19 protein-coding genes are annotated in these 24,918 nt (G+C 64.2%); 15 read left to right on the forward strand and 4 right to left on the reverse strand.

Features of this window, described 5'->3' with window-relative positions:
• Positions 1-603: 603 nt before the first annotated feature.
• Positions 604-1,515 (reverse strand): RluA family pseudouridine synthase, encoded by a 912-nt coding sequence (locus tag ACMKFF_RS01215; protein WP_419495789.1) that lies wholly within the window; start codon positions 1,513-1,515, stop codon positions 604-606.
• Positions 1,516-1,526: 11 nt separating this feature from the next.
• Entirely contained in the window at positions 1,527-2,069 is a 543-nt protein-coding gene (gene yfcE, locus ACMKFF_RS01220; RefSeq protein ID WP_419495790.1) for a phosphodiesterase, read from the reverse strand.
• A gap of 657 nt (positions 2,070-2,726) precedes the next feature.
• Between yfcE and ACMKFF_RS01225 the strand changes: the two genes are divergently transcribed.
• Positions 2,727-4,550: an ABC transporter ATP-binding protein gene (locus ACMKFF_RS01225; protein ID WP_418467847.1), complete on the forward strand. Its 1,824-nt coding sequence runs from the start codon at positions 2,727-2,729 to the stop codon at positions 4,548-4,550.
• Complete coding sequence (locus tag ACMKFF_RS01230) at positions 4,550-6,376, forward strand: ABC transporter ATP-binding protein (protein WP_367926412.1); 1,827 nt, start codon at positions 4,550-4,552, stop codon at positions 6,374-6,376. The genes ACMKFF_RS01225 and ACMKFF_RS01230 overlap by 1 nt, the downstream gene beginning before the upstream one ends.
• Positions 6,377-6,947: 571 nt before the next feature.
• Here the strand turns inward: ACMKFF_RS01230 and ACMKFF_RS01235 are convergent.
• Complete coding sequence (locus tag ACMKFF_RS01235; protein WP_419495791.1) at positions 6,948-8,036, reverse strand: DUF2974 domain-containing protein; 1,089 nt, start codon at positions 8,034-8,036, stop codon at positions 6,948-6,950.
• 669 nt (positions 8,037-8,705) lie between these two features.
• Here ACMKFF_RS01235 and ACMKFF_RS01240 point away from each other — a divergent pair.
• The 11 genes from ACMKFF_RS01240 to ribF all read left to right on the forward strand — a co-directional run bounded on the left by ACMKFF_RS01240 (position 8,706) and on the right by ribF (position 18,977).
• Positions 8,706-9,767 carry a hypothetical protein gene (locus ACMKFF_RS01240; protein ID WP_419495792.1) on the forward strand — a complete coding sequence of 354 codons (1,062 nt, stop codon included), beginning with the start codon at positions 8,706-8,708 and terminating at the stop codon, positions 9,765-9,767.
• A gap of 16 nt (positions 9,768-9,783) precedes the next feature.
• Positions 9,784-10,227 (forward strand): ribose 5-phosphate isomerase B, encoded by a 444-nt coding sequence (gene rpiB, locus ACMKFF_RS01245; RefSeq protein ID WP_367926409.1) that lies wholly within the window; start codon positions 9,784-9,786, stop codon positions 10,225-10,227.
• 760 nt (positions 10,228-10,987) lie between these two features.
• Positions 10,988-11,440 carry a ribosome maturation factor RimP gene (gene rimP, locus ACMKFF_RS01250; protein WP_367926408.1) on the forward strand — a complete coding sequence of 151 codons (453 nt, stop codon included), beginning with the start codon at positions 10,988-10,990 and terminating at the stop codon, positions 11,438-11,440.
• Positions 11,441-11,458: 18 nt separating this feature from the next.
• Positions 11,459-12,532, forward strand: coding sequence for a transcription termination factor NusA (nusA, locus tag ACMKFF_RS01255; protein WP_349134872.1), 1,074 nt, complete (start codon positions 11,459-11,461; stop codon positions 12,530-12,532).
• 85 nt (positions 12,533-12,617) lie between these two features.
• Positions 12,618-12,896, forward strand: coding sequence for an RNase P modulator RnpM (rnpM, locus tag ACMKFF_RS01260; protein WP_349134871.1), 279 nt, complete (start codon positions 12,618-12,620; stop codon positions 12,894-12,896).
• Positions 12,883-13,302 carry a L7Ae/L30e/S12e/Gadd45 family ribosomal protein gene (locus tag ACMKFF_RS01265; protein WP_419495793.1) on the forward strand — a complete coding sequence of 140 codons (420 nt, stop codon included), beginning with the start codon at positions 12,883-12,885 and terminating at the stop codon, positions 13,300-13,302. Before rnpM ends, ACMKFF_RS01265 begins: the two co-directional genes overlap by 14 nt.
• Positions 13,303-13,329: 27 nt before the next feature.
• Positions 13,330-15,666, forward strand: coding sequence for a translation initiation factor IF-2 (infB, locus tag ACMKFF_RS01270; protein WP_418468362.1), 2,337 nt, complete (start codon positions 13,330-13,332; stop codon positions 15,664-15,666).
• 235 nt (positions 15,667-15,901) lie between these two features.
• Positions 15,902-16,279: a 30S ribosome-binding factor RbfA gene (gene rbfA, locus ACMKFF_RS01275; RefSeq protein ID WP_349134868.1), complete on the forward strand. Its 378-nt coding sequence runs from the start codon at positions 15,902-15,904 to the stop codon at positions 16,277-16,279.
• Complete coding sequence (locus ACMKFF_RS01280) at positions 16,257-17,207, forward strand: DHH family phosphoesterase (RefSeq protein ID WP_418487732.1); 951 nt, start codon at positions 16,257-16,259, stop codon at positions 17,205-17,207. The genes rbfA and ACMKFF_RS01280 overlap by 23 nt, the downstream gene beginning before the upstream one ends.
• Positions 17,207-18,073, forward strand: coding sequence for a tRNA pseudouridine(55) synthase TruB (gene truB / locus ACMKFF_RS01285; protein WP_419495794.1), 867 nt, complete (start codon positions 17,207-17,209; stop codon positions 18,071-18,073). Before ACMKFF_RS01280 ends, truB begins: the two co-directional genes overlap by 1 nt.
• A gap of 10 nt (positions 18,074-18,083) precedes the next feature.
• Positions 18,084-18,977, forward strand: coding sequence for a riboflavin biosynthesis protein RibF (ribF, locus tag ACMKFF_RS01290; protein ID WP_418465293.1), 894 nt, complete (start codon positions 18,084-18,086; stop codon positions 18,975-18,977).
• Positions 18,978-19,530: 553 nt separating this feature from the next.
• Here the strand turns inward: ribF and ACMKFF_RS01295 are convergent.
• Entirely contained in the window at positions 19,531-21,129 is a 1,599-nt protein-coding gene (locus ACMKFF_RS01295) for a peptide chain release factor 3 (RefSeq protein ID WP_367926401.1), read from the reverse strand.
• Between the two features lie 1,108 nt (positions 21,130-22,237).
• On the opposite strand from ACMKFF_RS01295, the gene cooS reads away from it, so the two are divergent.
• Both cooS and ACMKFF_RS01305 read left to right on the forward strand, forming a co-directional pair.
• Entirely contained in the window at positions 22,238-24,139 is a 1,902-nt protein-coding gene (gene cooS / locus ACMKFF_RS01300; RefSeq protein WP_419495795.1) for an anaerobic carbon-monoxide dehydrogenase catalytic subunit, read from the forward strand.
• Positions 24,140-24,141: 2 nt separating this feature from the next.
• A complete protein-coding gene (locus ACMKFF_RS01305; RefSeq protein WP_349134703.1) occupies positions 24,142-24,912 on the forward strand; it encodes a carbon monoxide dehydrogenase accessory protein CooC in 771 nt (256 codons plus the stop codon).
• Positions 24,913-24,918 lie beyond the last annotated feature (6 nt).

Here is a 24,918-nt window from a genome sequence, read left to right on the forward strand (position 1 = left end):
TTCCGGCTCCGGCGGCTCGTCGTTCGGCGGCGGCGGGGGAAAGTTCTGATACTGATTCCTGATTAAAACATTTAATCAGGAATCCCGTGTGCTACGCACACTCGCATCGTGCTGACGCACGCTGCGCCGTCTCATGCAGAATCTGACGCGCCCTCGGCGCTATAAAAAGCTTTTAAAGCTTTTTATCAGATTCTAGTATGAGGCAGCACCCGAGAATATGCACCAAGCCGGAGGCACTGCCTCCGGCTTGCGGTGGTTTTCTGGGAAAATGAGGGTATCGATGGAGCGTTGTAGGGGAGCGGCATGCCGCTCCCGGCGCAGCACCGGCACAATCAACAGGCTGTCGTTAAAATGGTAAAAGCCTCCGATTTGTCATTGCGAGGAGGCCGCAGGCCGACGTGGCAATCTCGCAGTACAATGGTAGATAGCAGGAAGGCCTCGGCGAATTCGCAAGCTGTTGCAGGAGATTGCCACGGGCGCAAAGCGCCCTCGCAATGACAATTCGGGGGCAGTCGCCATTTTAACAGCGGCTTGTATCGGCTGCAAGTGCAGCGCCGGGCCTGGCTGTCCTCGCCCCTACAATGGCGGGTGCAGGACGCCAGCCTACAGTCCCATTGTCCTCTGCAGCTTCTTCAGCGCATTCTCAAACTCCTCCGGGAGGGGGCAGGAGAGCGTCATCTCCTCGCCGGTGCGGGGGTGCAGGAACGTCAGCTCCTTCGCGTGGAGGCACTGGGAATGCAGGCCGAGCTCCGGCTTGCCGATGCCGTAGACCGGGTCTCCCGCGATGGGGTGGCGGATCCACGCCATATGCACGCGGATCTGGTGCGTGCGGCCGGTCTCGAGGCGGCAGCGCAGGTGAGTATACTGCCCGTAGCGCGTGATGACCTCCCAGTGCGTCACGGCTTCGCGGCTGTTCTTCTCCGTGACGGCCATGCGCTTGCGGTCGCGCGGGTCGCGGCCGATGGGCGCATTGACCGTGCCGCTGTCCTCGCGGAAGCCGCCGCGGACGATGCACTCATAGGTGCGGCGCAGCGTGTGGTCGCTGAGCTGAGCGGCAAGGCGCTGGTGGGCAAAATCGTTCTTCGCCACGATGAGCAGGCCGGTCGTGTCGCGGTCGATGCGGTGGACGATGCCGGGGCGGCGCTCGCCGCCCACGCCGGACAGGCTGTCGCCGCAGTGATAGAGCAGGGCGTTGACGAGCGTGCCGTCCTCGTGCCCGGCGGCCGGGTGAACGACAAGCCCCTTCGGCTTATTGATGACGAGCACGTCCCCGTCCTCATAGACGATATCGAGCGGGATATCCTGTGCGGCGGTCTCGACGGGCCGCGCCTCCAGCAGGGTGACGGCGTAGACGGCCCCGGCCTCCGTGCGCGCGTTTTTCCGCACGGGCGCGCCGCCGCAGGTCACGCCACCCTCAGCGAGCAGGCGCTGCACGGCGCTGCGGGTCAGCTCCGGCAGGCAGCCCGCCAGAAAGACGTCCACGCGCAGGCCATCCTGCGCTGCTGTGAATTCCATAATAAGCCCCCTCAGAGCCGCAGCGTGTCGCGCACGTCGCCGGAGAGCGTCTTCCAGGTGAACACGCCGTCCTCCAGCGTCATATAGCCATGCCAGCTCCCGGCCTTCGGGATAGAGACGGAGCCGGGATTCAGGACATAGACGCCGTCGCGCAGGGTGCGGCGGGGGATGTGCGTGTGGCCGTGGAGCAGGACGTCGCCCGGATGCAGGGGCGGCAGATGGTCCTCGTTAAAATGGTGGCCGTGCGTGGCATAGATGAGATGGCCCGCCGACTCGAGCAGGCAGTAGTCCGCAAGAACGGGGAAGGGCAGCACCATCTGATCGACCTCGGCCTCGCAGTTGCCGCGCACACAGAAAATGTCGGCCTGCCGCTCCTGCAGCAGGGCGATGACCTCCTTCGGCGCATAGCCCTCGGGCAGGTCGTTGCGCGGGCCGTGATACAGCAGATCGCCGAGGAAGAGCATACGCGGCGCTTCCTCGCGCTTCCAGGCCTCGAGGAGCCGGCGGCAGTAGTGGGCAGAGCCGTGCAGGTCCGAGGCAATGATCCATTTCATGGTTTCTTCGTTCCTTTCCGTTGCAATTCTCCCCCGATCATACCACAAATGCGGCAAAACGGCAAGGAAAAACCTCTGGGGCAACAGCGCACAATTGCATCTTCGGCCTTCGCCGGATCTTTTTTCGCCGATCTATCGGCTCGAAAGGCCTGATGTATTGCGCAGCCGTTGGCGGCTTTGCCCCCTGCGGATACACAAAGCACTCTGCACGTTTCAAGCCTTGTCTCGACAAAAAGCTCTCGCCGAACGCTCTCGAGAAATAACGCACTGCTTCCCGAATTATTTCGGATATCAGGGTTGACAAAGTCGCAGTTTTCCCCTATACTGGATATTAGATTTTACGAAAGGAGGCGCGCAGAATGTCCTATCTGTTCTTTACATCGGGTTCTATTTTGGTCCAGGGGACCGGTCTGTCGGTTTTGCGCGCCCGGAAGCGGGGATAAAAGGCCCTGTTTTGTTCCTTGTTGTGCGCTTCTCCGGCAGGAGAGGCGTTTTTTATTTATTGCGGCAGTGCCGCATGATAGCAGCTTCGGCCTTCGCCGGACCTTTTTCGCCGAATACTCTCGCTGAATCATGCGGTCCTGCCTTTGAGAGAGAAGGCCGTTACAGTCAGCATATCAACATCCCCCGGCAATCAGAAAAAAGGAGAGATCTTCTATGGAAACGCAATCGATCCCGTGGCGGGAGAAGGTGCAGCTCATCGTGCGCTTTCTGCGCGGCAGCATCCACTATTTTGTCGTGGCCCTGCTGTGCGCCTGCCTCGGGATGGTATTCAATGCCCTCACGCCGCAGGTCATCCGCCTGACGGTGGACTCCATCCTCGGCGCGGAGCAGCCGTCGCTCCCGGCGTTTCTGCAGCCGCTTCTGCCGCTGCTGCAGGCGCAGAAGCTCCACGCGCTGTGGCTCGCGGCCGCGGCCGTACTGCTGCTGGCCCTGCTGCGCGGCTTCTGCAACTACGGCCAGCGCACGCAGCTTTCGCGCGGGTCGGAGTCGTTCGTCAAGCGCATCCGCGACGGGCTGTATGACCACATCCAGCACCTGAGCTTTTCGTGGCACACGGCCCACTCCACGGGCGAGATCATCCAGCGCTGCACCTCGGACGTCGACGTCATCCGCACGTTCGTGTGCAACCAGCTCGTGGAGGTCGTGCGCACGGTCTTCCTCATCATTTTATATCTCGTCATCATGTTCCGGATGAACGTGCAGCTGTCGTTCGTGGCGCTGGCGTTCATCCCGATCGTCGGTCTGTCGTCCGGTGTGTTCTACCGGCGCATCTCCGGCCGCTTTCAGGCGGCGGACGAGGCCGAGGGCGACCTGACGACCTGTGCGCAGGAGAACCTGACCGGCGTGCGCGTTGTGCGTGCCTTCGGCCGCGAGCGCTTCGAAACGGACCGCTTCTGCGAAAAGAACGAGAAATTTGCCAGCCTGTGGATTCGCCTCGGCCGCCTGCTCTCGGTCTACTGGGCCTCCGGCACGCTGCTGACGTGCCTGCAGGTCATGGTCATCATCGTCTGCGGCATCGTCGAAAGCGTGCACGGCAATATGACGCTCGGCGAATTTCTCGCCTTCATCAGCTATAACGAGGCCCTGTCGTGGCCGGTGCGCTCGCTCGGCCGCGTGCTTTCGGACATGAGCAAGGCGGGCGTGTCGCTTGACCGCGTGGGCTATATCCTGCGCGCGCCGGAGGAGAAGGACGCGCCCGAGGCCGCGCCGCACAGCGCGGCGGGTGACATCGTCTTTGACCATGTGACGTTCGGCTACGGCGAGACGCCCGTGCTGCAGGACGTCTCGTTCACGATTCCGCAGGGAAGCACATTTGCCATCCTCGGCGGCACCGGCTCGGGCAAGAGCACGCTCGTGCATCTGCTCGACCGGCTGTACGACCTGCAGGAGGGCCGCATCACCATCGGCGGCGTGGACATCCGCAGCTTTACGCGCGAGAGCCTGCGCAGCCAGATCGGCCTTGTGCTGCAGGAGCCGTTCCTGTTCTCGCAGACCATCCGCGAGAACATCGCCGCCACGCGCCCCGGCGCGCCGCAGGAGGAGCTGCGCAGCGCCGCGGCCATTGCCTGCGTGGACGAGGCCATCTGCGAATTCCCGGAGGGCTATGAGACGCTCGTGGGCGAGCGCGGCGTGACGCTGTCCGGCGGGCAGAAGCAGCGCGTGGCCATTGCGCGCATGCTGATGCAGAGGGCGCCCATCATGGTGTTTGACGATTCGCTCTCGGCCGTGGACGCCGAGACGGACGCAAAGATCCGCGCCGCCCTGCACGAATCGCTCGGCAAGGCGACGGTGCTGCTCATCTCCCACCGCGTAACGACACTCATGCAGGCCGACTGCATCCTCGTGCTCGACGGCGGCCGCGTCTCGGAGCTGGGCACACACGCCGAGCTCATCGCCAAGCCCGGCATTTACCGCGATATCTATGACATCCAGATGAGCAGCGACGACCGCCGCCTGCTCGGAAAGGAGGGAGTCTGATGCCTGCCTTTGATGAACAGGACTATACCAAATCGTTCCAATGGGGCATCTGGAAGCGCCTGATGCCCGTCATGCGGCCATACCGCCGCGATTTTGCGGGCATGTTCGCCTTCAACCTGATCACGGCCGCCATCGACGTCGTGCTGCCGCTGTTCCAGCGCTATGCCATCTCAAATTATATCGAGGCCGGGACGCTGTCGGGCCTGCTGCCCTACACGCTGTGCTATTTCGGCGTCATCCTGCTGCAGGCCCTGTCCGTTGTGGCCTTTGCGCGCAACTCCATGAAGATCGAGATGTGCGCCGGGCGCGACATGCGCGCGAACCTCTTCACACACCTGCAGACGCTGTCGTTCTCGTTCTATAACGTCACGCCGGTGGGCTATCTGCTCAGCCGCGTCATGAGCGACACCTCGCGCATTGCCTCCATGGTCGCGTGGAACCTGACGGATATCCTCTGGGCCATGTTCTATGTGCTCGGCACGTTCGCCGCGATGCTGCTGCTCAACTGGAAGCTCGCCCTTGTCGTTATCGTCATCGTGCCGGTCATCGCCGTGCTCACGGGCTATTTTCAGAATCGCATCCTGCACTGGAACCGCCGCGTCCGCAAGCTGAACTCCCGCATCACCGGCGCGTTCAATGAGGGCATCACCGGCGCGAAGACGTCGAAGACCCTCGGCATCGAGGAGCAGAACACGGCCTCGTTCCGCGCGCTGACGAAGGAGATGCACGACTGCGGCATCCGTGCTGCGCGGCTGAACGCCGTGTATATCCCCCTCGTGCTGTTCTGCTCCACGGCGGCCGTGGCCATCGTGCTGCTGCGCGGCGGCTATATGGTGCAGGAGCAGGTGCTGCAGATCGCCACGCTCTCGGCCTTCACGACCTACGCCGTCGGCATTTTCGAGCCGATCCAGATGACGGCCGCGAATATCGCGGAATTCATCTCCCTGCAGGCCTCCATCGAGCGCGTGACGGGCCTGCTGGACGAAAAGCCGCAGATCGCCGACACACCGGAGGTCATCGCCCGCTACGGCGATGCCTTCCACCCCAAGCGCGAAAACTGGGAGCCGCTGCGCGGCGACATCGAGTTCCGCGACGTCACGTTCCGCTACCCGGACGGCGGCGAGGACGTGCTGTCGCACTTCTCGCTGAAAATCCCCGCCGGGACGACCGTTGCCATCGTCGGTGAGACCGGCGCGGGCAAGAGCACACTCGTGAATCTCGCCTGCCGCTTTTTTGAGCCGACCTCCGGCCAGATCCTCATCGACGGCCGGGACTACCGTGAGCGCAGCCAGCTGTGGCTGCACTCGAACATCGGCTATGTGCTGCAGAATCCGCATCTGTTCTCCGGTACGATCCGCGAGAACATCCGCTACGGCCGTCTGGACGCCACGGACGCCGAGGTCGAGGCAGCGGCGCGGACCGTTTCGGCCGATCAGGTCGCAGCCAAGCTCGAAAAGGGCTGGGACAGCGACGTCGGCGAGGGCGGCGACCGCCTGTCCACGGGCGAAAAGCAGCTGATCTCCTTTGCGCGCGCCGTGCTGGCCGATCCGCGCATCTTCGTGCTCGACGAGGCGACGTCCTCCATCGACACGCAGACGGAGCAGCTTATCCAGAACGCCATCGACCACCTGCTGCGCGACCGCACGTCGTTCCTGATCGCCCACCGCCTGTCCACCATCCGCAAGGCAGACCTCATCCTCGTCGTGCGCGACGGCCGCATCGTCGAGCAGGGCAGGCACCTGGAGCTGCTGCAGAAGGGCGGCTATTACCACGACCTCTATACCCGCCAGTTTGCCGAAGAAAGCGCCGCAAGAATTTTGAAGTAAGGCAGTGAAATTGTAGGGGCCGGGCTGTCCCCTCCCGGTGCCGCACCAGCGTAATAAACAGGCTGCCGTTAAAATGGTAACGGCCCCCGACTTGTCATTGCGAGGCCCCAACGGGGCCGTGGCAATCTCGGGAAGGCAGTTGCGTTTTCGCCGGGACTTTTCCTGTGAACCAGCCGGGTACTGCGAGATTGCCACGTCGCTTCGCTCCTCGCAATGACACGTCAGGGTGGCGCGGCGGTGCACCAGCGCCCTTCTGCGGTTGAATTGTCCCCTACAAGGCGCTCAATGAGCGCCGCTACAGACGCAATCGGTTGGTACGTTTTATCGTTACCCTGTACGGGCTGCAAGTGCCTGCACGAGATTCCCACGTCGCTTCGCTCCTCGCAATGACAAACCTGAGGCCGGTTCCATTTTAACGGCGGCCGATGCGGACTGCAGGTGCACCGTCGGGAGGGGCATGCCCCTCCCCTACAATGGCGTGTGCAATTGGCCGGGCGCCGCTGCAACGCGCCAACGAACCCCCTACAAAAAACCGGGGCGGGATGATGTTCATCCCGTCCCGGTCGTTTTTTCAGGATTCCTGTTCGTCTGGGACGCGCGCCTGCTTCAGGGAACGGCCCGCGCTGCGGAAAAACACCCCTGCGGCATGGACGAGCAGCTTGCGCGTATCCTCGTCCAGCCCCTTGGCCGAGCGCAGCAGCGCCAGCGCGCGGGAAAAGCGATTCTCCTTCAATTCATGCAGCGTCTCGGCGTTCGTTTCGCACAGCATGTGGTAGACCGTGTCGATCGTCCGCTCGCGCTGCTCCGGCTCCAGCCCGGCCAGCCACTGCTTGAGCGTCCGGTCGAGGAAGCGGCTGCCGTTCGTGACGGTCTCGAGCGTAACGAAGCGGTCGCGCAGCACCTCCCAGGTATAGAGATTGTGCTGGCCGAAGCCGTCGCCCGTGCTGTGGATGATGGTATAGGCCTCCTCGTGCTCGAGCAGCATGCCGACAATGGATGACTGCGGCACGAACGTCTGCACCCGCGCGCAGATACGCTGGTAGCCCGGCAGGGCGATCACCTCGGCGTCGAAGCCGGGGCCGTCGTTGTTATACACCGCCGCGATGCGCTCCTGCAGGGCTGCGGGGCAGAACGCTGCGGCATAGACCGCGAGGTTGCCGCCCTTGGAGTGGCCGCCGAGCAGGAACTCCCCCGGAAAGCGCAGCATGGCCGAGGCGGCATAATGCGCCGCGAGGCGCTGGGCCGGGACGGGGCAGGTGAAGGCCATGTTGAAATCCTCCTTCCAGCCGACGAGCGTGCCGTCCGTCCCGCGGAAGGCAACAAAATGCCGCCCGTCGCCGAGGGCGACGGTGATGGCCGCAAACTGCGTCTGGCTCTCGAGGTCGATTTGGTTTACATAATCCATGATCCGCATCTCGCAGAAGCGCTGGCTTGCCGCAAGGGCAGGGATGAACCGCCCGTCCTCCGGCAGGAGCAGCGGCGGCTTCGAAGCGAGGAGCTGCCGCATGAGCGCGCCGACCGGCGCCCCCTCCGGCGGGACGAGCCCGTCGAGCGGCAGGTAGGACAGGCGGGACAGCACAACGGCGTCCACGTCGCACAACGGCACGAGATCGAGCGTCAGATCGCCGCGCCAGTCAAGATAGTCAAACACATTCGCCATGCAGAGCACCTCCTGCGCCCATCATACCATATTTCGGGAGAAAAGAAAAGCGCGAGGCGGGGCGAATAGAAACGGAAAGTTTCCGGTTGTGCGTTGTAGGGGCGGGGCATGCCCCGCCCGGCGCCGCACCTGCGTACGGAACAGGCTGACATTAAAATGATAATAGCCCCCGAATTGTCATTGCGAGGAGCGAAGCGACGTGGCAATCTCGGGAAGGCACTTCCAGTTCGTACAAGGTGCCGATAAAAACGTACCAACCGATTGCGTCTGTAGCGGCGCTCAGTGAGCGCCTTCGGCAGTTGCAAATTTCCGGGGATTCCCGCCGACCGCACGCGCCTTGTAGGGGGCGGCGTCCTCGACGCCCCGTCGCGTAAGGCTGCCGTATTCGCCGGGAGTACCCTGTTATCCGGCTGGGTACTGCGAGATTGCACCCCAAGGGCACTTCCTCGCGCTTCGCGCTCAGGGCGCCACGTCGGCCTGCGGCCTCCTCGCAATGACAATTCGGGGGTGCATACCATTTTCACGATGGCCTGTACCGGACCGTGAGTACCGTGCCGGGAGGGGCATGCCCCTCCCCTACAGACTACCGTCGATGGCCTTCCCGCGGAATTACCGTTGCACTTTCCGCTGCCCTATGATAAGATAAGAGAAACGAAAGGGGGAAGGCCGATGCTCCGCGAGATCGTTCGCTTTGCCGTGCCCGGCTGCGCGCTGGCAGCCGCCATCTGGATGCTGGCGCGGTATTTTGCCGTGCTGCGCCCGCGCGCCGGGACGACGGAATGGATCGGCCGCCTGACGCCGCCGCCGTGGCAGCCGGTTTCGGGCTGCCCCCTGCACGGGATGGACGCCCCGGCGGCCCTGCTGCTGTGCCTTGCCGTGACGGGCCTGCGCCTGCTGGAGCATTGGCTGCCCTTCCATGCCCTGCCCGTGACGCCGGAGGCGCTGCTGCTGGTCCTGTTTGCCGGGCTGGCTGCGGGCTGCGCCCATTTGCTGCTGCGCCGCCTGCTGGGCGGGATGCTGCCCGCCCTGTCCGGCGCGCTGCTCTTCGGCCTGCTGCAGGACGGCTCCCTTGCCGTGACGGCAGCGCTGCTGGGCTATGTGCTCTGGCGCACGGCAAAGCGTCGCGGCGGGGGCTGGATCGTGCTGTCCGTGGTGTGCTTTGCCGCCGGGCTGCTGAAGGAGCGGGCGCTGCTTCTGCTGCTGCCGCTATATCCCATCGGCTATGTCTGCACGCGGCTCTCCCGCCGCACGGGCCTCGGCCGGTCGCTTGCGCTGACGCTCCCGCTGAGTCTGCTCGGCGCGCTGGGCGTGGCCGTGCTCGGCTGGTGGATGGCGGGGCGCGGCACGCCGCTTGAGGCGCTGCGTTCTTTCCGCTTCTATGAGGCGCTTTGGCCCGCGCTGTGCGGAAATGTCCGCGCCGCCGTGACGCTGCCGGGACGATTTTCGCCGACGGAGCTGGCGCTCGGTGCGCTTGCCGTTCTGACGCTGCCGGAGCTGCTGCACGGGCTTTGCCGCGGGCACGACCTTCGCTGCGCGATGATCCTGCTGCTGCTCGTCTCCGCTGCAGCGCTGTGGGCCCTCTCCGGCCTGTTCCTGCTGCCGTTGCCGCTGGCCATGGCCCTCGCGTGGGTCTGGCAGAGGCTGTGCGACCGCGGCGCGGCCGTCTCTGCGGCGGTCCCGGCCGCCGTGCTGGCGCTGTGCGCCGTCTCTTCCATCCTTTTTATGTTCTGATACAGGAGGTTATCTTATGAAAATTGCAATTGCCTGTGACCACGGCGCGCTGGCGCTGAAGGAGGCCGTGAAGGCCCATCTGACCGCGCGCGGTATGGAATGCGTGGATTTCGGCACGTTTACGAAGGACAGCTGCGACTATCCAGACTTTGCCCGCCCGGCGGCTGAGGCCGTCGCCTCCGGCGCATGTGAGCGCGGCATCGTGATGTGCACGACGGGCATCGGCGTTTCCATCACGGCGAACAAGGTGCACGGCATCCGCTGCGCCCTGCTGTCCGACCCGGTGTCCGCCCGCCTGACGCGCGAGCACAACGACGCGAACATGATGGCCCTCGGCGCCGGCTTCGTCGGCGAGCTGCTGGCGCTGGAGATCGTCGACACGTTCCTTGACACTCCGTTCTCGAACGGAGAGCGCCATAAGCGCCGCATCGAAAAGCTGATGGCCGTGGAGCAGGGCTGAGACGGCTCCCCATGACTCCGTGATGCTGTAGGGGCGGGGACAGCCAGGCCCGTCCGCGAAGCGGCAATCGGACGGCCAATTCGGTGCAATGCACCGTTCCCGGCGCCATGCTCCCCTGATATGTCATTGCGAGGAGGCCGCAGGCCGACGTGGCGCCCTGAGCGCGAAGCGCGAGGAAGTGCCCTTGGGGTGCAATCCCGGGAAGACAGTTACGATTTTGCCGGGGCTTTCCTGTGATCCGGCCGGGTACTGCGAGATTGCCACGGCCCCTTCGGGGCCTCGCAATGACACGTCAGGCGGGTGCGGCAGTGCACCAGCGCCCTTGCGCGGTTTAATTGCCCTGTACAGGGCGCTCACTGAGCGCCGCTACAGACGCAATTGGTACATACCATTTTAACGGCAGCCGGTACGAATCGGCAGTGCCTCCCCGAGATTGCCACGGGCGCAAAGCGCCCTCGCAATGACAATTTGGGGGGCATTTACCATTTTAACAATAGCCTGTACGGGCGGCAGGTGCGTCGCCGGGCGAGGCATGCCTCGCCCCTACTTTTTCACACATACCGGAGCAGCGGACAAATGTCCTTCTCCGCGGAGAAAACAGGCCGATTTTCGGGGAAAAAGTTTCAAAAAGCTCTTGCATTCCGGGTATTTCAGTGTTATAATAAGGACAATCTATAGTAGACTTTACTAAGAGAGGGGTTTTCCCCTCTCTTTTCTTCTGAAATTCTGCGCCGGTCCCCGGCAGGAAGGAAGCATTTCCATGAAGATCACCGATCAGGTTTGGGAGTTCGCCGAGCCGCTGGTCCAGGCCTGCGGCTGCAGCCTCTGGGACGTGGAATACGTCCGCGAGGGCGGCGAGTGGTTCCTGCGGCTCTACCTCGACAAGGAGGGCGGCGTGGACATCGACGACTGCGAGGCCGTGTCCCGCGCAGTCGACCCGGTCCTTGACGAAAAGGACCCCATCCCCGAGAGCTACCGCTTTGAGGTCTGCTCCGCCGGGCTGGAGCGCCAGCTCAAGCGTCCGTCGGACTTCGAGCGCTATCTGGGCGAGCCGGTGCTCGTCAAACTCTACCGCCCGCGCGACGGCCAGAAGGAGTTTCCCGGCCGCCTCGTGCGCTATGAGGACGGGGCAGTTACGATCGAGATGCGCGGCCGCGAGGTCACGTTTGACAAGGCGGAGGTCGCGCTCGTGCGGCTCCGCGTGGAGTTCTAATCACGAAGGAGAGAAATCATGAACGCTGAAATCTTTGCGGCGCTCCGCCAGCTGGAGAAGGAACGCGGCATCCCCGTGGATTACATGGTCGAAAAGATCACGCAGGCGCTTGTCGCCGCTTATAAAAAGGACCGCGACGGCTACACCGACAACGTCTACGTCGAGCTGACGGAGGACGCCATGCGCATGTATGCGCAGAAGGAGGTCGTCGACGAGGTCATCACCCCCGCCACCGAGGTCACGCTCGACGCCGCGCGCAAGGTCGACCCGCACGCACAGCTCGGCGATCTCGTGAACGTGGAGATCAAGACGCAGGCCTTCGGCCGCATCGCCGCCCAGACGGCCAAGCAGGTCATCATTCAGGGCATCCGCGAGGCCGAGCGCGGCATGATCTTCGAGAGCTTCTCCTCGAAGGAGCACGAGATCCTCACCGGCTCGGTGCTGCGCTTCGAGCCGAACGGCGACATGACCATCCGCATCGGCCAGGGCACGGACAAGACCGACGCCCTGCTGCCCGTCGGTGAGCAGGTCAAGACGGAGCATTTCGTCGAGGGCGACATGATCCGCGTCTATGTCATCGAGGTCCGCCGCAGCAGCCGCGGCCCGCAGGTCATGGTCTCCCGCACGCATCCGGCGCTCGTCAAGCGCCTGTTTGAGCTGGAGGTCCCGGAGATCAGCTCCGGCGCCGTGGAGATCCGCTCCATCGCGCGTGAGCCCGGCTCCCGCACGAAGATCGCCGTCCACGCGGCCGAGGAGAACATCGATCCCGTCGGTGCCTGCGTCGGCGCCCGCGGCGCGCGTGTCGGCGCGGTCGTAGAGGAGCTGCAGGGCGAGAAAATGGACATCGTCGTGTGGTCCGAGGACATCTGCCAGTTCGTGGCCTCCGCGCTGTCCCCGGCGGACGTCATCTCCGTCACGCAGCTGCAGCAGGGCGCAAAGGCCTGCCGCGTCATCGTGCCGGACGACCAGCTGTCGCTCGCCATCGGCAAGGAGGGCCAGAACGCCCGCCTCGCCGCGCGCCTGACCGGCTGCAAGATCGATATCAAGCCCGCCTCGCAGGCCGAGGCGCTGGAGGAAGCAGCTGCCGAATAATTTTCGGGAACTGCATATCATTCTGTCAAATCGTTTTCTTGAAAGGCCTCGGGCCTTTCCACAGTAGGATCGGAGGGGATGTACCGTGCCGAAGAAAGTGCCGATGCGTCAATGCCTCGGCTGCCGCGAAATGAAGCCCAAGCGTGAGCTGACCCGTGTGGTGCGCAGCCCGGAGGGGCAGGTCAGCCTCGACGCACGCGGAAAAGCGCCCGGACGCGGCGCTTATGTGTGCCGCAGCGCGGAATGCCTGAAGAAAGCAATGCGCTCGCACGCCATCGACCGCGCGCTGGGCGTAACGGTGCCGCAGGAGCTGTACGAAACCCTGCGTTTGGAAATGGAGGCGCTGCCGGATGGAACAGAATAGAAGTCTGGGTCTGCTGTCGCTCGCGCGCAAGGGCGGAAACATCGTCCTCGGCGAGGAGCAGGCGGGCGCAGCGGCCCGCGCCAGCCGCGCGCGGCTGATGCTGCTGGCCTCGGATGCCGGCGGCCACACCGTGCGGCGGGCCAAGAGCTTCGTGGCCGGGACGGCGCAGCCGCTGCTGACGCTGCCCTATACGCGCGACGAGCTGGGCGACGCCCTCGGCACGACGAGCTGCGCCATTGCCGCCATCACGGATGTGCAGCTTGCGCTGGCGTTTGTCAAGACGCTCGGCGAGCCGGAAAAGTATGCGGACCTGCTGCAGGAGCTGGACGAGCGCGTCAAGCGCGTGGAAAAGCGGCGCGCCGAGGAAAAGGCCCACCGCAGGAACGTCCGGCATGGGAAATCGTAAGTGTGTCAATCAGGAGGTGGCGAGAATATGAGTTTTGTGAAATACCGCGTGAAGGAGGTCGCCGCTGACTTTGGCGTGACGCCGAAGGATATTGCGGAGATCGTTGGAAAATATTTTGAGAAGCCGCGCAGCAACACGCAGGTGCTGACGGACGAGCAGCTGAACGTCGTGTTCGACGTGATCACGCAGAAGCACCAGATCGCTTCGCTGGAGCAGGTGTTCGCCGTGGCCCCGCAGGCAAAGAAGCCCGAGCCGAAGAAGGCAGAGGCCCCGAAGCCCGCAGCCCAGCCCGCACAGGGCAGCGCTCCGGCCGCAAATGCCGCGCCCGCTGCGCAGAGCGCCGACAAGGCCGCCAAGCCCCAGCAGGAGCAGCGCAAGCGCGAGCGCCGCGTCGTCGATACCTCTGCCGTCACCGTCAATGCCGACCGCTTTGACGACCGCGTGGACGTGCTCATCTCCGAGCGCGCGCAGAATTTCTCCGGCGGCAAGCAGAAGATCGCCAGCAAGAACAAGAATAAGACCAAGGGCGGCAAGAAGCCGGCCTTCGGCTCGAAGCAGCGCAACGAGGAGCAGGAGAAGATGCGCCGCCTGCGCCTGGAGGTCATCAAGAAGACCCCGCTGACCGTGAAGATCCCCGATGAGATCACCGTCGGCGAGCTGGCCTCCCGCATGAAGAAGACCGCGACCGAGGTCATCAAGACCCTGCTCAAGAACGGCGTCATGGCCACGATCAACCAGACCATCGACTTCGACACGGCGGAATTCGTCGCCACGGAGATGGGCTGCAAGGTCGAGCGCGAGGTCGTTGTTACCATCGAGGAGCGCCTCATTGACGATCATCAGGACACCGAGGACGAGCTCGTCCCGCGCAGCCCGGTCGTCGTCGTCATGGGCCACGTCGACCACGGCAAGACAAGCCTGCTCGACGCCGTCCGCAAGACGAACGTCGTCTCCGGCGAGGCCGGCGGCATCACGCAGCATATCGGCGCCTACACCGTCGAGATCAACGGAAAGCCCATCACCTTCCTTGACACGCCGGGCCACGCCGCCTTCACCTCCATGCGTGCCCGCGGCGCCATGTGCACCGACATCGCCATTCTGGTCGTTGCGGCGGACGACGGCATCATGCCGCAGACCGTCGAGGCCATCAACCACGCCAAGGCCGCGAACATCCCCATTATCGTCGCGGTCAACAAAATGGATAAGCACGGCGCAAACGCCGAAAACATCAAGCAGGAGCTCACGAAATACGACCTCATCCCCGAGGAGTGGGGCGGCGACACCATCGTCTGCCCGATCTCTGCCAAGACGGGCATGGGCATTGATCAGCTGCTCGAGATGGTCATCCTGACCGCCGAGATGCAGGAGCTCAAGGCCAACCCGAACCGCGCCGCGAAGGGCACCGTCATCGAGGCCCGCCTCGACAAGAACCGCGGCCCCATCGCCACGCTGCTCGTGCAGAACGGCACGCTCCACAAGGGCGACCTCATCATCGCGGGCACGGCCGTCGGCCGCGTGCGTGTCATGACGGACGACAAGGGCCGCGCCATCCAGTCCGCCGGTCCGTCCATCCCGGTCGAGATCACCGGCCTTGCCGAAACGCCCACGCCGGGCGATGAGTTCGACGCCGTCGCCGATGAGCGCATGGCCCGTCAGCTCGTCGAGCAGCGCAAGCAGGCCGAGAAGGATGCCGCCGCAAAGCAGGCCAGCAAGGTCACGCTCGACAACCTCTTTGCCAAGATGCAGGAGGGTGAGATGAAGGAGCTGAACCTCATCGTCAAGGCCGACGTGCAGGGCTCTGCCGAGGCCGTCCGCGCCAGCCTCGAAAAGCTGTCGAACGAGGAGGTCCGCGTGCGCGTGATCCACGCAGGCGTCGGCGCGATCAACGAGTCCGATATCCTGCTGGCCTCCACGGCCAACGCCATCGTCGTCGGCTTCAACGTCCGTCCGGACGCCGCCGCGCAGGCCTCGGCCCAGCGCGCCAATGTCGATATCCGCATGTACCGCGTCATCTACGATGCCATCGACGAGATCGAGGCCGCCATGAAGGGCATGCTCGCGCCGAAGTACCGTGAGGCCATCATCGGCCATGCCGAGGTCCGTCAGACCTACAAGGTCTCCGCCATCGGCACCATCGCGGGCTGCTATGTCAAGGACGGCAAGGTCACGCGCGACAGCAAGGTGCGCGTGCTGCGCGACAACATCGTCATCTACGAGGGCGAGATCGGCTCGCTGCAGCGCTTCAAGGACTCCGTCAAGGAGGTCGCGCAGAACTACGAGTGCGGCATGTCCATCGACAAGTTCAACGACATCAAAGAGGGCGACATCTTCGAGTGCTACGTCATGGAGGAGATCCCCCGCTAAGGTCGACCGACCGTTTCTCACACGCGGGCGCGGGGAAAGTGCTTCTCCGCGCCCGCTCTTATATTTGCGCCGGGGTTCCCTGATTTGTCATTGCGAGGGCGCTTTGCGCCCGTGGCAATCTCGCGGCAGACGCCGCGGAACACGCTGACGGCTTCGGCGAATTCGCCGCAGGCCCGGAGTACCTGCTCCCTGACGCACGCGGCGCGCACCGGCGCGCCGGAAGGAGGAAATTTTTATGGCATCCAACCGCATCGGACGCATCAATGAGGAGATCCAGCGTGAGCTGGCCCAGCAGCTCCGCCTGCTGAAGGACCCCCGCGTCCAGAAGACCATGGTCTCCATCACCCATGTGGAGACGACGCCGGACCTTCGCTATGCCAAGGTCTATGTCTCGCTGCTCGACCGCAGCTGCACCAAAGAAGTACTCGCAGGACTGAAGTCCTCGGGCGGCTTCCTGCGCCGCGCGCTGGGCAAGAGCCTGCAGCTGCGCTACACGCCGGAGCTGCAGTGGCAGGAGGACGACTCCATCGTCCACGGCGCGCACATTCTCGACATTCTCTCCAAGCTCGACATTCCGGAGGACACGGAAGATGAAACAGCTGACCATTCGTGAAGCGGCGGATTTTCTGCTGCGCAATGACAACTATGTCCTCCTGACGCACCGCCGTCCGGACGGCGACACCATCGGCAGCGCGGCCGCCCTGTGCGCAGGTCTGCGCAGCCTCGGCAAGACGGCCCATGTGCTGGAAAATCCGCAGTTCACGGAGAAATTCCGCCCGTGGCTCGGCAAGCTGACGTGCGAGACGCTGCCGTCCAGCGCCTGCGTCGTGAGCGTGGACATTGCGGCGGAGAACCTGCTGCCGTTCGACCTGCCGGACTGCGCCGTCGAGCTGCAGATCGACCACCACGCCGGGAACCGCCAGTTCGGCCTGCAGGCCTTTGTGGACGCAAGCGCAGCGGCCTGCGGCGAGATCGTCCTGCGGCTGCTGCAGCTCATGGGCGTCAAGCTCGATGCCTCCATGGGCGCGGCCCTCTATGTCGCCATCTCGACGGACACCGGCTGCTTCCGCTTCAACAATACGACAGCCAACACCCTGCGCTGCGCCGCCGCCTGCAAGGACACCGGTGCGGACACGTTCGCCATCAACACGGCCCTGTTCATGACGAAGCGCCTGCCGCGCCTGCAGCTCGAGGCGCGCCTGACGGAGAAGATGGAGTTCTACGCCGGCGGGGCCGTCGCCGTGAACACGCTCCCGAACGCCCTGCTCGTGGAGCTTGGCCTGACGGAGGACGACGTGGACGATATCTCCGGCTTCAGCCGTGAGATTGCAGGCGTCGAGATCGGCGTCATGCTGCGCGAAGGCCCGGATGGCGGCAAGATCTCCCTGCGCTGCTCACCGAAATATGACGCGGCCGCCATCTGCGCCCGGCTGGGCGGCGGCGGACACCGCGGCGCGGCCGGAGCCAGCGTGCCCGAGGGCCTCGACGCGGCCAAGAAGGCCATTCTGCAGGCCATCGCCGACAGCGGAGTCGAGCTCTGATGGCAAGCGGGATCCTGATCGTCGACAAGCCGGAGGACTGGACGTCGCAGGACGTCGTGGCCAAGCTGCGCGGGGCGCTGCACGAGCGCCGCGCCGGGCACGGCGGAACGCTCGACCCCATGGCCACGGGTGTGCTGCCCGTGTTCTTCGGGCGGGCGACGCGCGCCGTCGAGTTCTTTGAGCATGCCGAAAAGACCTATGAGACCGTTCTGCGCCTCGGCCTTGTGACCGACACGCAGGACATCACCGGCCGCGTGCTGGAGCAGCGCGATGCCGCCTCCGTGACGGAGGCGGACGTGCGCGCGGTCCTGCCGCGCTTCCTCGGCCCGCAGAAGCAGGTGCCGCCGATGTATTCCGCCATCAAGATCGGCGGGAAGAAGCTCTATGAGCTGGCGCGCGCCGGGCAGGAGGTCGCGCGGCCCGCGCGGGCCATCACGATCCACGCGCTGGAGCTGCTTTCGTGCGCGCCGCCGGACTTCACGCTGCGCGTGCACTGCTCCAAGGGGACCTATGTCCGCACGCTGTGCCACGACCTCGGCGCAGCGCTCGGAACGGGCGGCTGCATGGCCGCGCTGCGGCGCACTGCAGCCGGGGCCTATACGGCGGCGCAGGCCGTGCCGCTGGCGGACATTCTGGTCCACCCTGCGCCGGAGTCCCTGCTGCTGCCGGTCGACACGCTGTTTGCGGCCCATCCTGCACTGACGCTGACGCCCGCGCAGGAGAAGTGCTGCCGCAACGGCGCTTCGTTCACACTCCGCTTCGCCCCCGGCCGCTATCGCCTGTATGCCGAAAGCGGCGAATTCCTCGCTCTCGGCGAGGTCCGGGACGGGCGCATGGAGACCGTGAAGAGCTTTTTTGCGATTTGAGAGGATGCATATGACACGACCCTGTGTATTGGCGCTCGGCTTTTTTGACGGCGTCCACATCGGCCACGGCGGCCTGCTGCGGCGCACGCGCGAAACGGCGGACCGCCTCGGCGTTCCTGCGGCAGCGCTGACCTTCGACACACATCCGGACACGCTCGTCTCCGGCCACAGCGTGCCGCTGCTGAACACGCCGGAGGACCGCGCCGCCCTCATGCGGGAATATTACGGCATCGATGAGGTGCTCACGCTGCATTTTGACCGCGAGACCATGACGCAGCCGTGGGAGCGCTTCGCGGAGGAGACGCTGCTCGGGCGCTACCACGCCGTGCACCTCGTCTGCGGCCACGATTTTCGCTTCGGCGACCGCGGCGCAGGCAATCCGGAGAAGCTCGCGGCCTTCTGCGCGCAGCGCGGCATCGGCTTTGACCGCATCGACGTCATCGAGCTGGACGGCGCGCCCGTCTCGTCCACGCGCATCCGCGCTCTGCTGGAGGCCGGGGACATGGCAGAGGCCGTGCGCTGCCTCGGCCACCCGCATGTGCTCACCGGCCCGGTTGTCTCCGGCCGCCGCCTTGGCCGGACCATCGGCATCCCGACGGCGAATCTGGCCCTGCCGCCGCAGCTGCTGTGCCCGCGCCACGGCGTCTATGCCGCGCTGGCCTGCTTTGACGGCCGCCGCCTGCCCGCCGTGGTCAACATCGGCTCGCGCCCGACCGTCGGCGGCACGCATGTGACCGTGGAGCCGTGGATTTTGGATTTTGACGGCGACCTCTACGGCCGGACGCTGCGGCTGGAATTCTACACCTTCCTCCGCCCGGAGCGGAAGTTTGACAGCCTCGATGAGCTGCGCGCCGCCATCCTGCACAACGCCGAACAGACGCGGGAGTTTTTCCGCGATCGATAAACCACGACCGCCCGCCGGTAACCCCGGCGGGCGGTCATTTTATGGTATATTGGCAGAGGCGGGGCATGCCCGCCGACCGCACGCACCTTGTAGGGGCCGGGCTGTCCCCTCCCGGCGCTGCACCGGCGTAATCAGCGGGCCGTCGATAAAACGAGGATGGCCCCCCCGATTTGTCATTGCGAGGAGGCCGCAGGCCGACGTGGCGCCCTGAGCGCGCAGCGCGAGGAAGTGCCCTTGGGGTGCAATCTCGGGGAGGCAGTTGCGATTTCGCCGATGGCTTTCCTGTTGTCCGGCCGGGTACTGCGAGATTGCCACGTCGCTTCGCTCCTCGCAATGACACGTCAGGGCGGCGCAGCAATGGGAACGGTGCGGCGCACCGAATTGGCGGTACTACTGCCGCTTCGCGGACGGGCGGGGCATGCCCCGCCCCTACAGGACCAGTGCGGATTTAACGGCGGTCAGTGCGAATCGGCAGTGCCTTCCCGAGATTGCCACGGCCCCGTTGGGGCCTCGCAATGACACGTCAGGGGAGTGCCGTGGTGCGCCGGTAGTCTTACTCCGCCGTATCCAGCTCCTGCAGGGTCTCGACCAGCTCGAGGCCGGGGTTGCGGCGGAGGGTGAAGTCGATGGCCCACGGGCTGGAGAAGACGAGCAGCTTATGGCCGCGGTAGTCCTCGAGCAGCTCAACGTCGGACGAGAGGTTCAGCTCCTTCTCCTCGACGGGGCTCTTGCGGATATAGCGCAGGACCTCATAGGGCAGGCCCTCCATGCGCAGCTCCACGCCGTACTCGCTCTGCATACGGTAGCGGAACACGTCGAACTGCAGCGTGCCGACGACGCCGACGATGACCTCCTCCATGCCGGTGTCCGGCACCTTGAAGATCTGGATGGCGCCCTCCTGGGCGATCTGCTCCGTGCCCTTGACGAACTGCTTGCGCTTCATGGTGTCCTTCGGGCTGACGCGGGAGAAATGCTCCGGCGGGAACGTCGGGATACCCGCAAAGCGGAACTTTTTGCCCGGCGTGGTGATGGTGTCGCCGATGGAGAAGATGCCGGGATCGAACACGCCGATGATATCCCCGGCGTAGGCCTCGTCGATGATCTCGCGCTCCTGCGCCATGAGCTGCTGGGGCTGCGACAGGCGCAGCTTGCGGCCGCCCTGCACATGGAACACCTCTGCCTCGCGCTCGTACTTGCCGGAGCAGATGCGCAGGAAGGCGAGGCGGTCGCGGTGGGCCTTGTTCATATTTGCCTGAATTTTGAAGACGAAGGCGGAGAAGTCCGGGCTGAAGGCGTCGATCACGCCGCAGTCGGCCGTGCGCGACAGGGGCGGCGGCGTCATCTGCAGGAAGGCCTCGAGGAACGGCTCCACACCGAAGTTCGTCAGGGCCGAGCCGAAGAACACCGGGCTGAGCCGGCCGCGGCGGACCTCGTCCATGTCGAACTCGCGGCCTGCACCGAGCAGCTCGACATCGTCGCGCAGCTGCTGCCAGCGGTCCGCGCCGATAAGCTCGCCGACGCGCGGGTCGTCGAGCAGGACCTCCTCGCGGTCGGCGCGGCGCTTGCCGGACACGCCGGAGAAGAAGTCGATGTGCTGCCCGCGGCGGTTATAGACGCCCTGGAACTCCTTGCCGCAGCCGATGGGCCAGTTCACGGCATAGGTCTCGATGCCGAGCTCGTTTTCCAGCTCGTCGAGCAGGTCGAACGGGTCCTTGGCCTCGCGGTCCATCTTGTTGACAAACGTAAAGATCGGGATATGGCGCATGGCGCAGACCTTGAACAGCTTGCGCGTCTGCGCCTCGACGCCCTTGCTGCCGTCGATGACCATAACGGCGGAGTCCGCCGCCATGAGCGTGCGGTAGGTATCCTCCGAGAAATCCTGATGGCCCGGCGTATCGAGGATGTTGATGCAGAAGCCCTCATATTGGAACTGCATGACGGAGGAGGTGACGGAAATGCCGCGCTGCTTTTCGATCTCCATCCAGTCCGAGACGGCAGCGCGGGCGTTTTTCTTGCCCTTGACCGCGCCCGCCTGCGCGATGGCCCCGCCGTAGAGCAGGAATTTTTCCGTCAGCGTGGTTTTGCCGGCGTCCGGGTGCGAAATGATCGCAAACGTCCGGCGGCGGCTGATCTCTTCTTGTAAGGTTGACATAAGATTCCTCCGATTTTGCGCGCCTGCATTTGGGCGCACCACACGATTTTACTGATTATTTTACCATGTTTCCCCGGGTAATACAAGCAGGGAGCGGCATTTTTTCGGGAAGGGCCTTGGCGTGCGTTGTAGGGGAGGGGGCAGCCAGTCCCGGCGCTGCACCGGCGTAAGAGACAGGCTGTCGTTAAAATGGCAAACGCCAAAGGTTTGTCATTGCGAGGAGGCCGAAGGCCGACGTGGCAATCTCGGGGAGGCAGTTGCGATTTCGCCGATGGCTTTCCTGTTGTCCGGCCGGGTACTGCGAGATTGCCACGTCGCTTCGCTCCTCGCAATGACACGTCAGGCGGGTACTGTGGTGCACCAGCGCCCTCCAGCGGTTTAATACCCCTTTGCAAGGCGCTCAATGAGCGCCGCTACAGACGCAATCGGTCGGTGCGTTTTTATCGGCACCTTGTACGAACTGGAAGTGCCTTCCCGAGATTGCCACGGCCCCGTTGGGGCCTCGCAATGACACGTCAGGGCAGCGCAGCAATGGGAACGGTGCGGCGCACCGCATCGGCGGTACTACTGCCGCTTCGCGGACGGGCGGGGCATGCCCCGCCCCTACAGGGCCAGTGCGGATTGAACGGCGGTTGGTACAAATCGGCAATGCCTTCCCGAGATTGCCACGTCGCTTCGCTCCTCGCAATGACACGTCAGGGCAGCACAGCCATGGGAACGGTGCGGCGCACCGAATCGGCGGTACTACTGCCGCTTCGCGGACGGGCCTGGCTGTCCCCGCCCCTACAGGGCCAGTGCGGATTGAACGACGGCCGGCGTATGATCCATTCTTCATTCTTCATTCTTCAGTATTCATTATTCCTTATTTCATCCATCCCCCTGCGGGGGATGGCAAACCATATGACAAAACGTCCGGAAATTCCCTGCCTTTCGTGCAAATTTCCCCAGAGCCGCCGGATTTGTCATTGACAACAGGGGCTTTTATTGATAAAATCATATCGGAAAACAAGGGCGCAGTATGCCCCTTGCAGCAGGCTCGTCAGCCTGCAAAAAATCTTTTTGTGACCCACGATCCCAACACCCGAGATCAATACAGGAGGACTACCCAATGGATCAAGAACGCTTCGTTACCATAGAGGAGATGGAGGCCGCCACCGCTTCCCTGCTGGAAAACGGCAAGAAGGTCGGCGCCGACAGCTGGCAGCAGCGCGTCAAGAATCAGACGCCGCACTGCGGCTTCGGTGAGGCCGGCACCTGCTGCCGCATCTGCGCTATGGGCCCCTGCCGTATCACGCCGAAGAGCCCGCGCGGCATCTGCGGCTGCGACGTGCACGGCATCGTCGGCAGAAACTTCCTGAAGTTCACCGCCGGCGGCGCTGCCACCCACTCTGATCATGGCCGTGAGATCATGCACACCCTGCATCAGACGAAGGAAGGCGGCAACTATCAGGTCAAGGACCCCGAGAAGCTCATCCGCATCGCGCATGAGTGGGGCGTCGAGACCGAAGGCAAGGACATCTATGAGCTGGCGCACGAGATGGCCGAGATCGGCCTGATGGAATACGGCAAGCCCTTCGGCGTGCAGCGCTTCCTGAAGCGCGCTCCGGAGCACACGCAGGAGCTGTGGCACAAGGCGGAGATCGAGCCGCGCGCCATCGACCGCGAGGTCGCGACCGCTCTGCATATGACCCATATGGGCTGCTCCTCCCTGCCCGAAGCCCTGATCCGCCAGTCCCTCCGCAGCGGCCTGTCCGACGGCTGGGGCGGCTCCATGATGGGCACCGAATTCTCCGACGTCATGTTTGGCACGCCGAAGCCCGTGGACACTACGGCCAACATCGGCGTTATGGAGAAGGATATGGTCAATATCGTCGTCCACGGCCACGATCCCTCCCTGTCCGAGATGATCGTCTACTATGCCAATGATCCCGAAATGATCGCGCTTGCCAAGAGCGTCGGCGCGAAGGGCATCAACATCTGCGGCGTCTGCTGCACCGCGAACGAGGTCGCCATGCGCCACGGCATCCCGATGGCCGGCAACTTCCTGACGCAGGAGAACGTTGTCCTTACGGGCGCATGCGAAGCCATCGTCGTCGATGTGCAGTGCATCTTCCCGGCCCTCGGCCCGCTCTCGAAGTGCTTCCATACGAAGTTCGTCACCACCTCCCCCATCGCCCGCATGCCGGACTCCGAGTTCATCCGCTTCTCCGCCGACAACGCCGGTGAGAACGCCAAGTCCATTGTGAAGATGGCCGTTGAGAACTTCACGAACCGCAAGACCGATCTGGTCAACATTCCGAACCAGGTCTCCCACGCCCGCGTCGGCTATTCCCTCGAAGCCATCGTCAAGGTCCTCGACGGCGTTGCCAACAGCCAGGTCGACACCTTCGGCACCACGAAGCCCCTGCTCGAGTGCGTCACCTCCGGCGTTCTCCGCGGCGCTGTCGCCATGGTTGGCTGCAACAATCCGAAGGTCCGCCCCGACTATGCCCACATCGAGCTCATGAAGAAGCTCCTCGCCAACGATATCATCCTCATCGTCTCCGGCTGCTCCGCGCAGGCCGCCGCCAAGGCCGGCCTCATGGATCCGGTGCACGCCAAGGAGCTCTGCGGCGCCGGCCTGAAGCGCGTGTGCGAGCTGGCCAACATCCCGCCCGTGCTGCACATGGGCTCCTGCGTTGATATCTCCCGTATGATGATCCTGGCCTCCGAGCTGTCGAAGGACTCCGGCCTGAACATCTCCCAGCTTCCCGTCGTGGGCTGCGCCCCGGAGTGGATGAGCGAGAAGGCCGTCTCCATCGGCAACTACGTTGTGGCCACCGGCATCGACACCTTCCTCGGCGTTGACCCGTACGTCAAGGGCTCCAGCGAGATCTGCGACCTGCTGACCGGCGAGCACGGCGTGAAGGATTGGGTCGAGGCCAACTACACCGTGGAAACTGACATCGAGAAGCTCGGCGATCTCATGATCGAGCGCATCGAGCAGAAGCGCGCTGCGCTGGGCATCTGAGTATGAAGCTCGCGATCACCGGCAAGGGCGGCGTCGGCAAAACGACGCTCGCCTCCACGCTGGCGCGGCTTTACGCCGACGAGGGCCGCCCCGTGCTGGCTGCGGACGTCGATCCGGACGCCAACCTGGGCCTTGCGCTTGGCATGAGCCAGGAGGAGGTCGATTCCATCGTCCCCATCTCCAAAATGCGCACGCTCGTCGAGGAGCGCACCGGCGCGAACGAGGCCAATAAATTCTTCAAGCTCAACCCCTTCGTTTCCGATATCCCCGAAAAATACGCCCACGAGGTCAACGGCGTGAAGCTGCTTGTCATGGGCACGGTCGACGTCGGCGGCAGCGGCTGCGTGTGCCCGGAGCATGTGATGCTCAAGGCCCTGCTCAGCGCGCTGACCTACCGCAAGGACGACGTCGTCATCATGGATATGGAGGCAGGGCTGGAGCACCTTGGCCGCGGCACGGCAGCCAACATGGACCAGTTCCTCGTTGTGGTGGAGCCGGGCGCACGCAGCGTCCAGACCTACGGAAACGTCAAGCGTCTTGCCGCCGATCTCGGCGTGAAGCGCGTGCGCGTCGTGGCCAACAAGGTGCGCGACGAGCGCGACGAGGCGTATGTCCGCAGCGTCATCCCCGCAGAGGACTTCCTCGGCTGCATCCACTACAATCCGGAGATCATGGACGCTGACCGCAACGGAAAGTCCCCGTACGATTTCAGCCGCACGGCTATGGAAGAGATTCGGAACATCAAGGCCATCCTGGATCGGGATGAAAAATAGGAGGAA

It is taken from the genome of Faecousia sp. (assembly GCF_048519415.1).
GTDB lineage: Bacteria > Bacillota > Clostridia > Oscillospirales > Oscillospiraceae > JAZOXB01.

Excerpts from the sequence above, each read along its gene's own strand:
- ACMKFF_RS01215 (WP_419495789.1), bottom strand. The coding sequence starts at position 1,515 with ATGGAATTCACAGCAGCGCAGGATGGCCTGCGCGTGGACGTCTTTCTG.
- yfcE (WP_419495790.1), bottom strand. The coding sequence starts at position 2,069 with ATGAAATGGATCATTGCCTCGGACCTGCACGGCTCTGCCCACTACTGC.
- ACMKFF_RS01225 (WP_418467847.1), top strand. The coding sequence starts at position 2,727 with ATGGAAACGCAATCGATCCCGTGGCGGGAGAAGGTGCAGCTCATCGTG.
- ACMKFF_RS01230 (WP_367926412.1), top strand. The coding sequence starts at position 4,550 with ATGCCTGCCTTTGATGAACAGGACTATACCAAATCGTTCCAATGGGGC.
- ACMKFF_RS01235 (WP_419495791.1), bottom strand. The coding sequence starts at position 8,036 with ATGGCGAATGTGTTTGACTATCTTGACTGGCGCGGCGATCTGACGCTC.
- ACMKFF_RS01240 (WP_419495792.1), top strand. The coding sequence starts at position 8,706 with ATGCTCCGCGAGATCGTTCGCTTTGCCGTGCCCGGCTGCGCGCTGGCA.
- rpiB (WP_367926409.1), top strand. The coding sequence starts at position 9,784 with ATGAAAATTGCAATTGCCTGTGACCACGGCGCGCTGGCGCTGAAGGAG.
- rimP (WP_367926408.1), top strand. The coding sequence starts at position 10,988 with ATGAAGATCACCGATCAGGTTTGGGAGTTCGCCGAGCCGCTGGTCCAG.
- nusA (WP_349134872.1), top strand. The coding sequence starts at position 11,459 with ATGAACGCTGAAATCTTTGCGGCGCTCCGCCAGCTGGAGAAGGAACGC.
- ACMKFF_RS01265 (WP_419495793.1), top strand. The coding sequence starts at position 12,883 with ATGGAACAGAATAGAAGTCTGGGTCTGCTGTCGCTCGCGCGCAAGGGC.
- infB (WP_418468362.1), top strand. The coding sequence starts at position 13,330 with ATGAGTTTTGTGAAATACCGCGTGAAGGAGGTCGCCGCTGACTTTGGC.
- rbfA (WP_349134868.1), top strand. The coding sequence starts at position 15,902 with ATGGCATCCAACCGCATCGGACGCATCAATGAGGAGATCCAGCGTGAG.
- ACMKFF_RS01280 (WP_418487732.1), top strand. The coding sequence starts at position 16,257 with ATGAAACAGCTGACCATTCGTGAAGCGGCGGATTTTCTGCTGCGCAAT.
- truB (WP_419495794.1), top strand. The coding sequence starts at position 17,207 with ATGGCAAGCGGGATCCTGATCGTCGACAAGCCGGAGGACTGGACGTCG.
- ribF (WP_418465293.1), top strand. The coding sequence starts at position 18,084 with ATGACACGACCCTGTGTATTGGCGCTCGGCTTTTTTGACGGCGTCCAC.
- ACMKFF_RS01295 (WP_367926401.1), bottom strand. The coding sequence starts at position 21,129 with ATGTCAACCTTACAAGAAGAGATCAGCCGCCGCCGGACGTTTGCGATC.
- cooS (WP_419495795.1), top strand. The coding sequence starts at position 22,238 with ATGGATCAAGAACGCTTCGTTACCATAGAGGAGATGGAGGCCGCCACC.
- ACMKFF_RS01305 (WP_349134703.1), top strand. The coding sequence starts at position 24,142 with ATGAAGCTCGCGATCACCGGCAAGGGCGGCGTCGGCAAAACGACGCTC.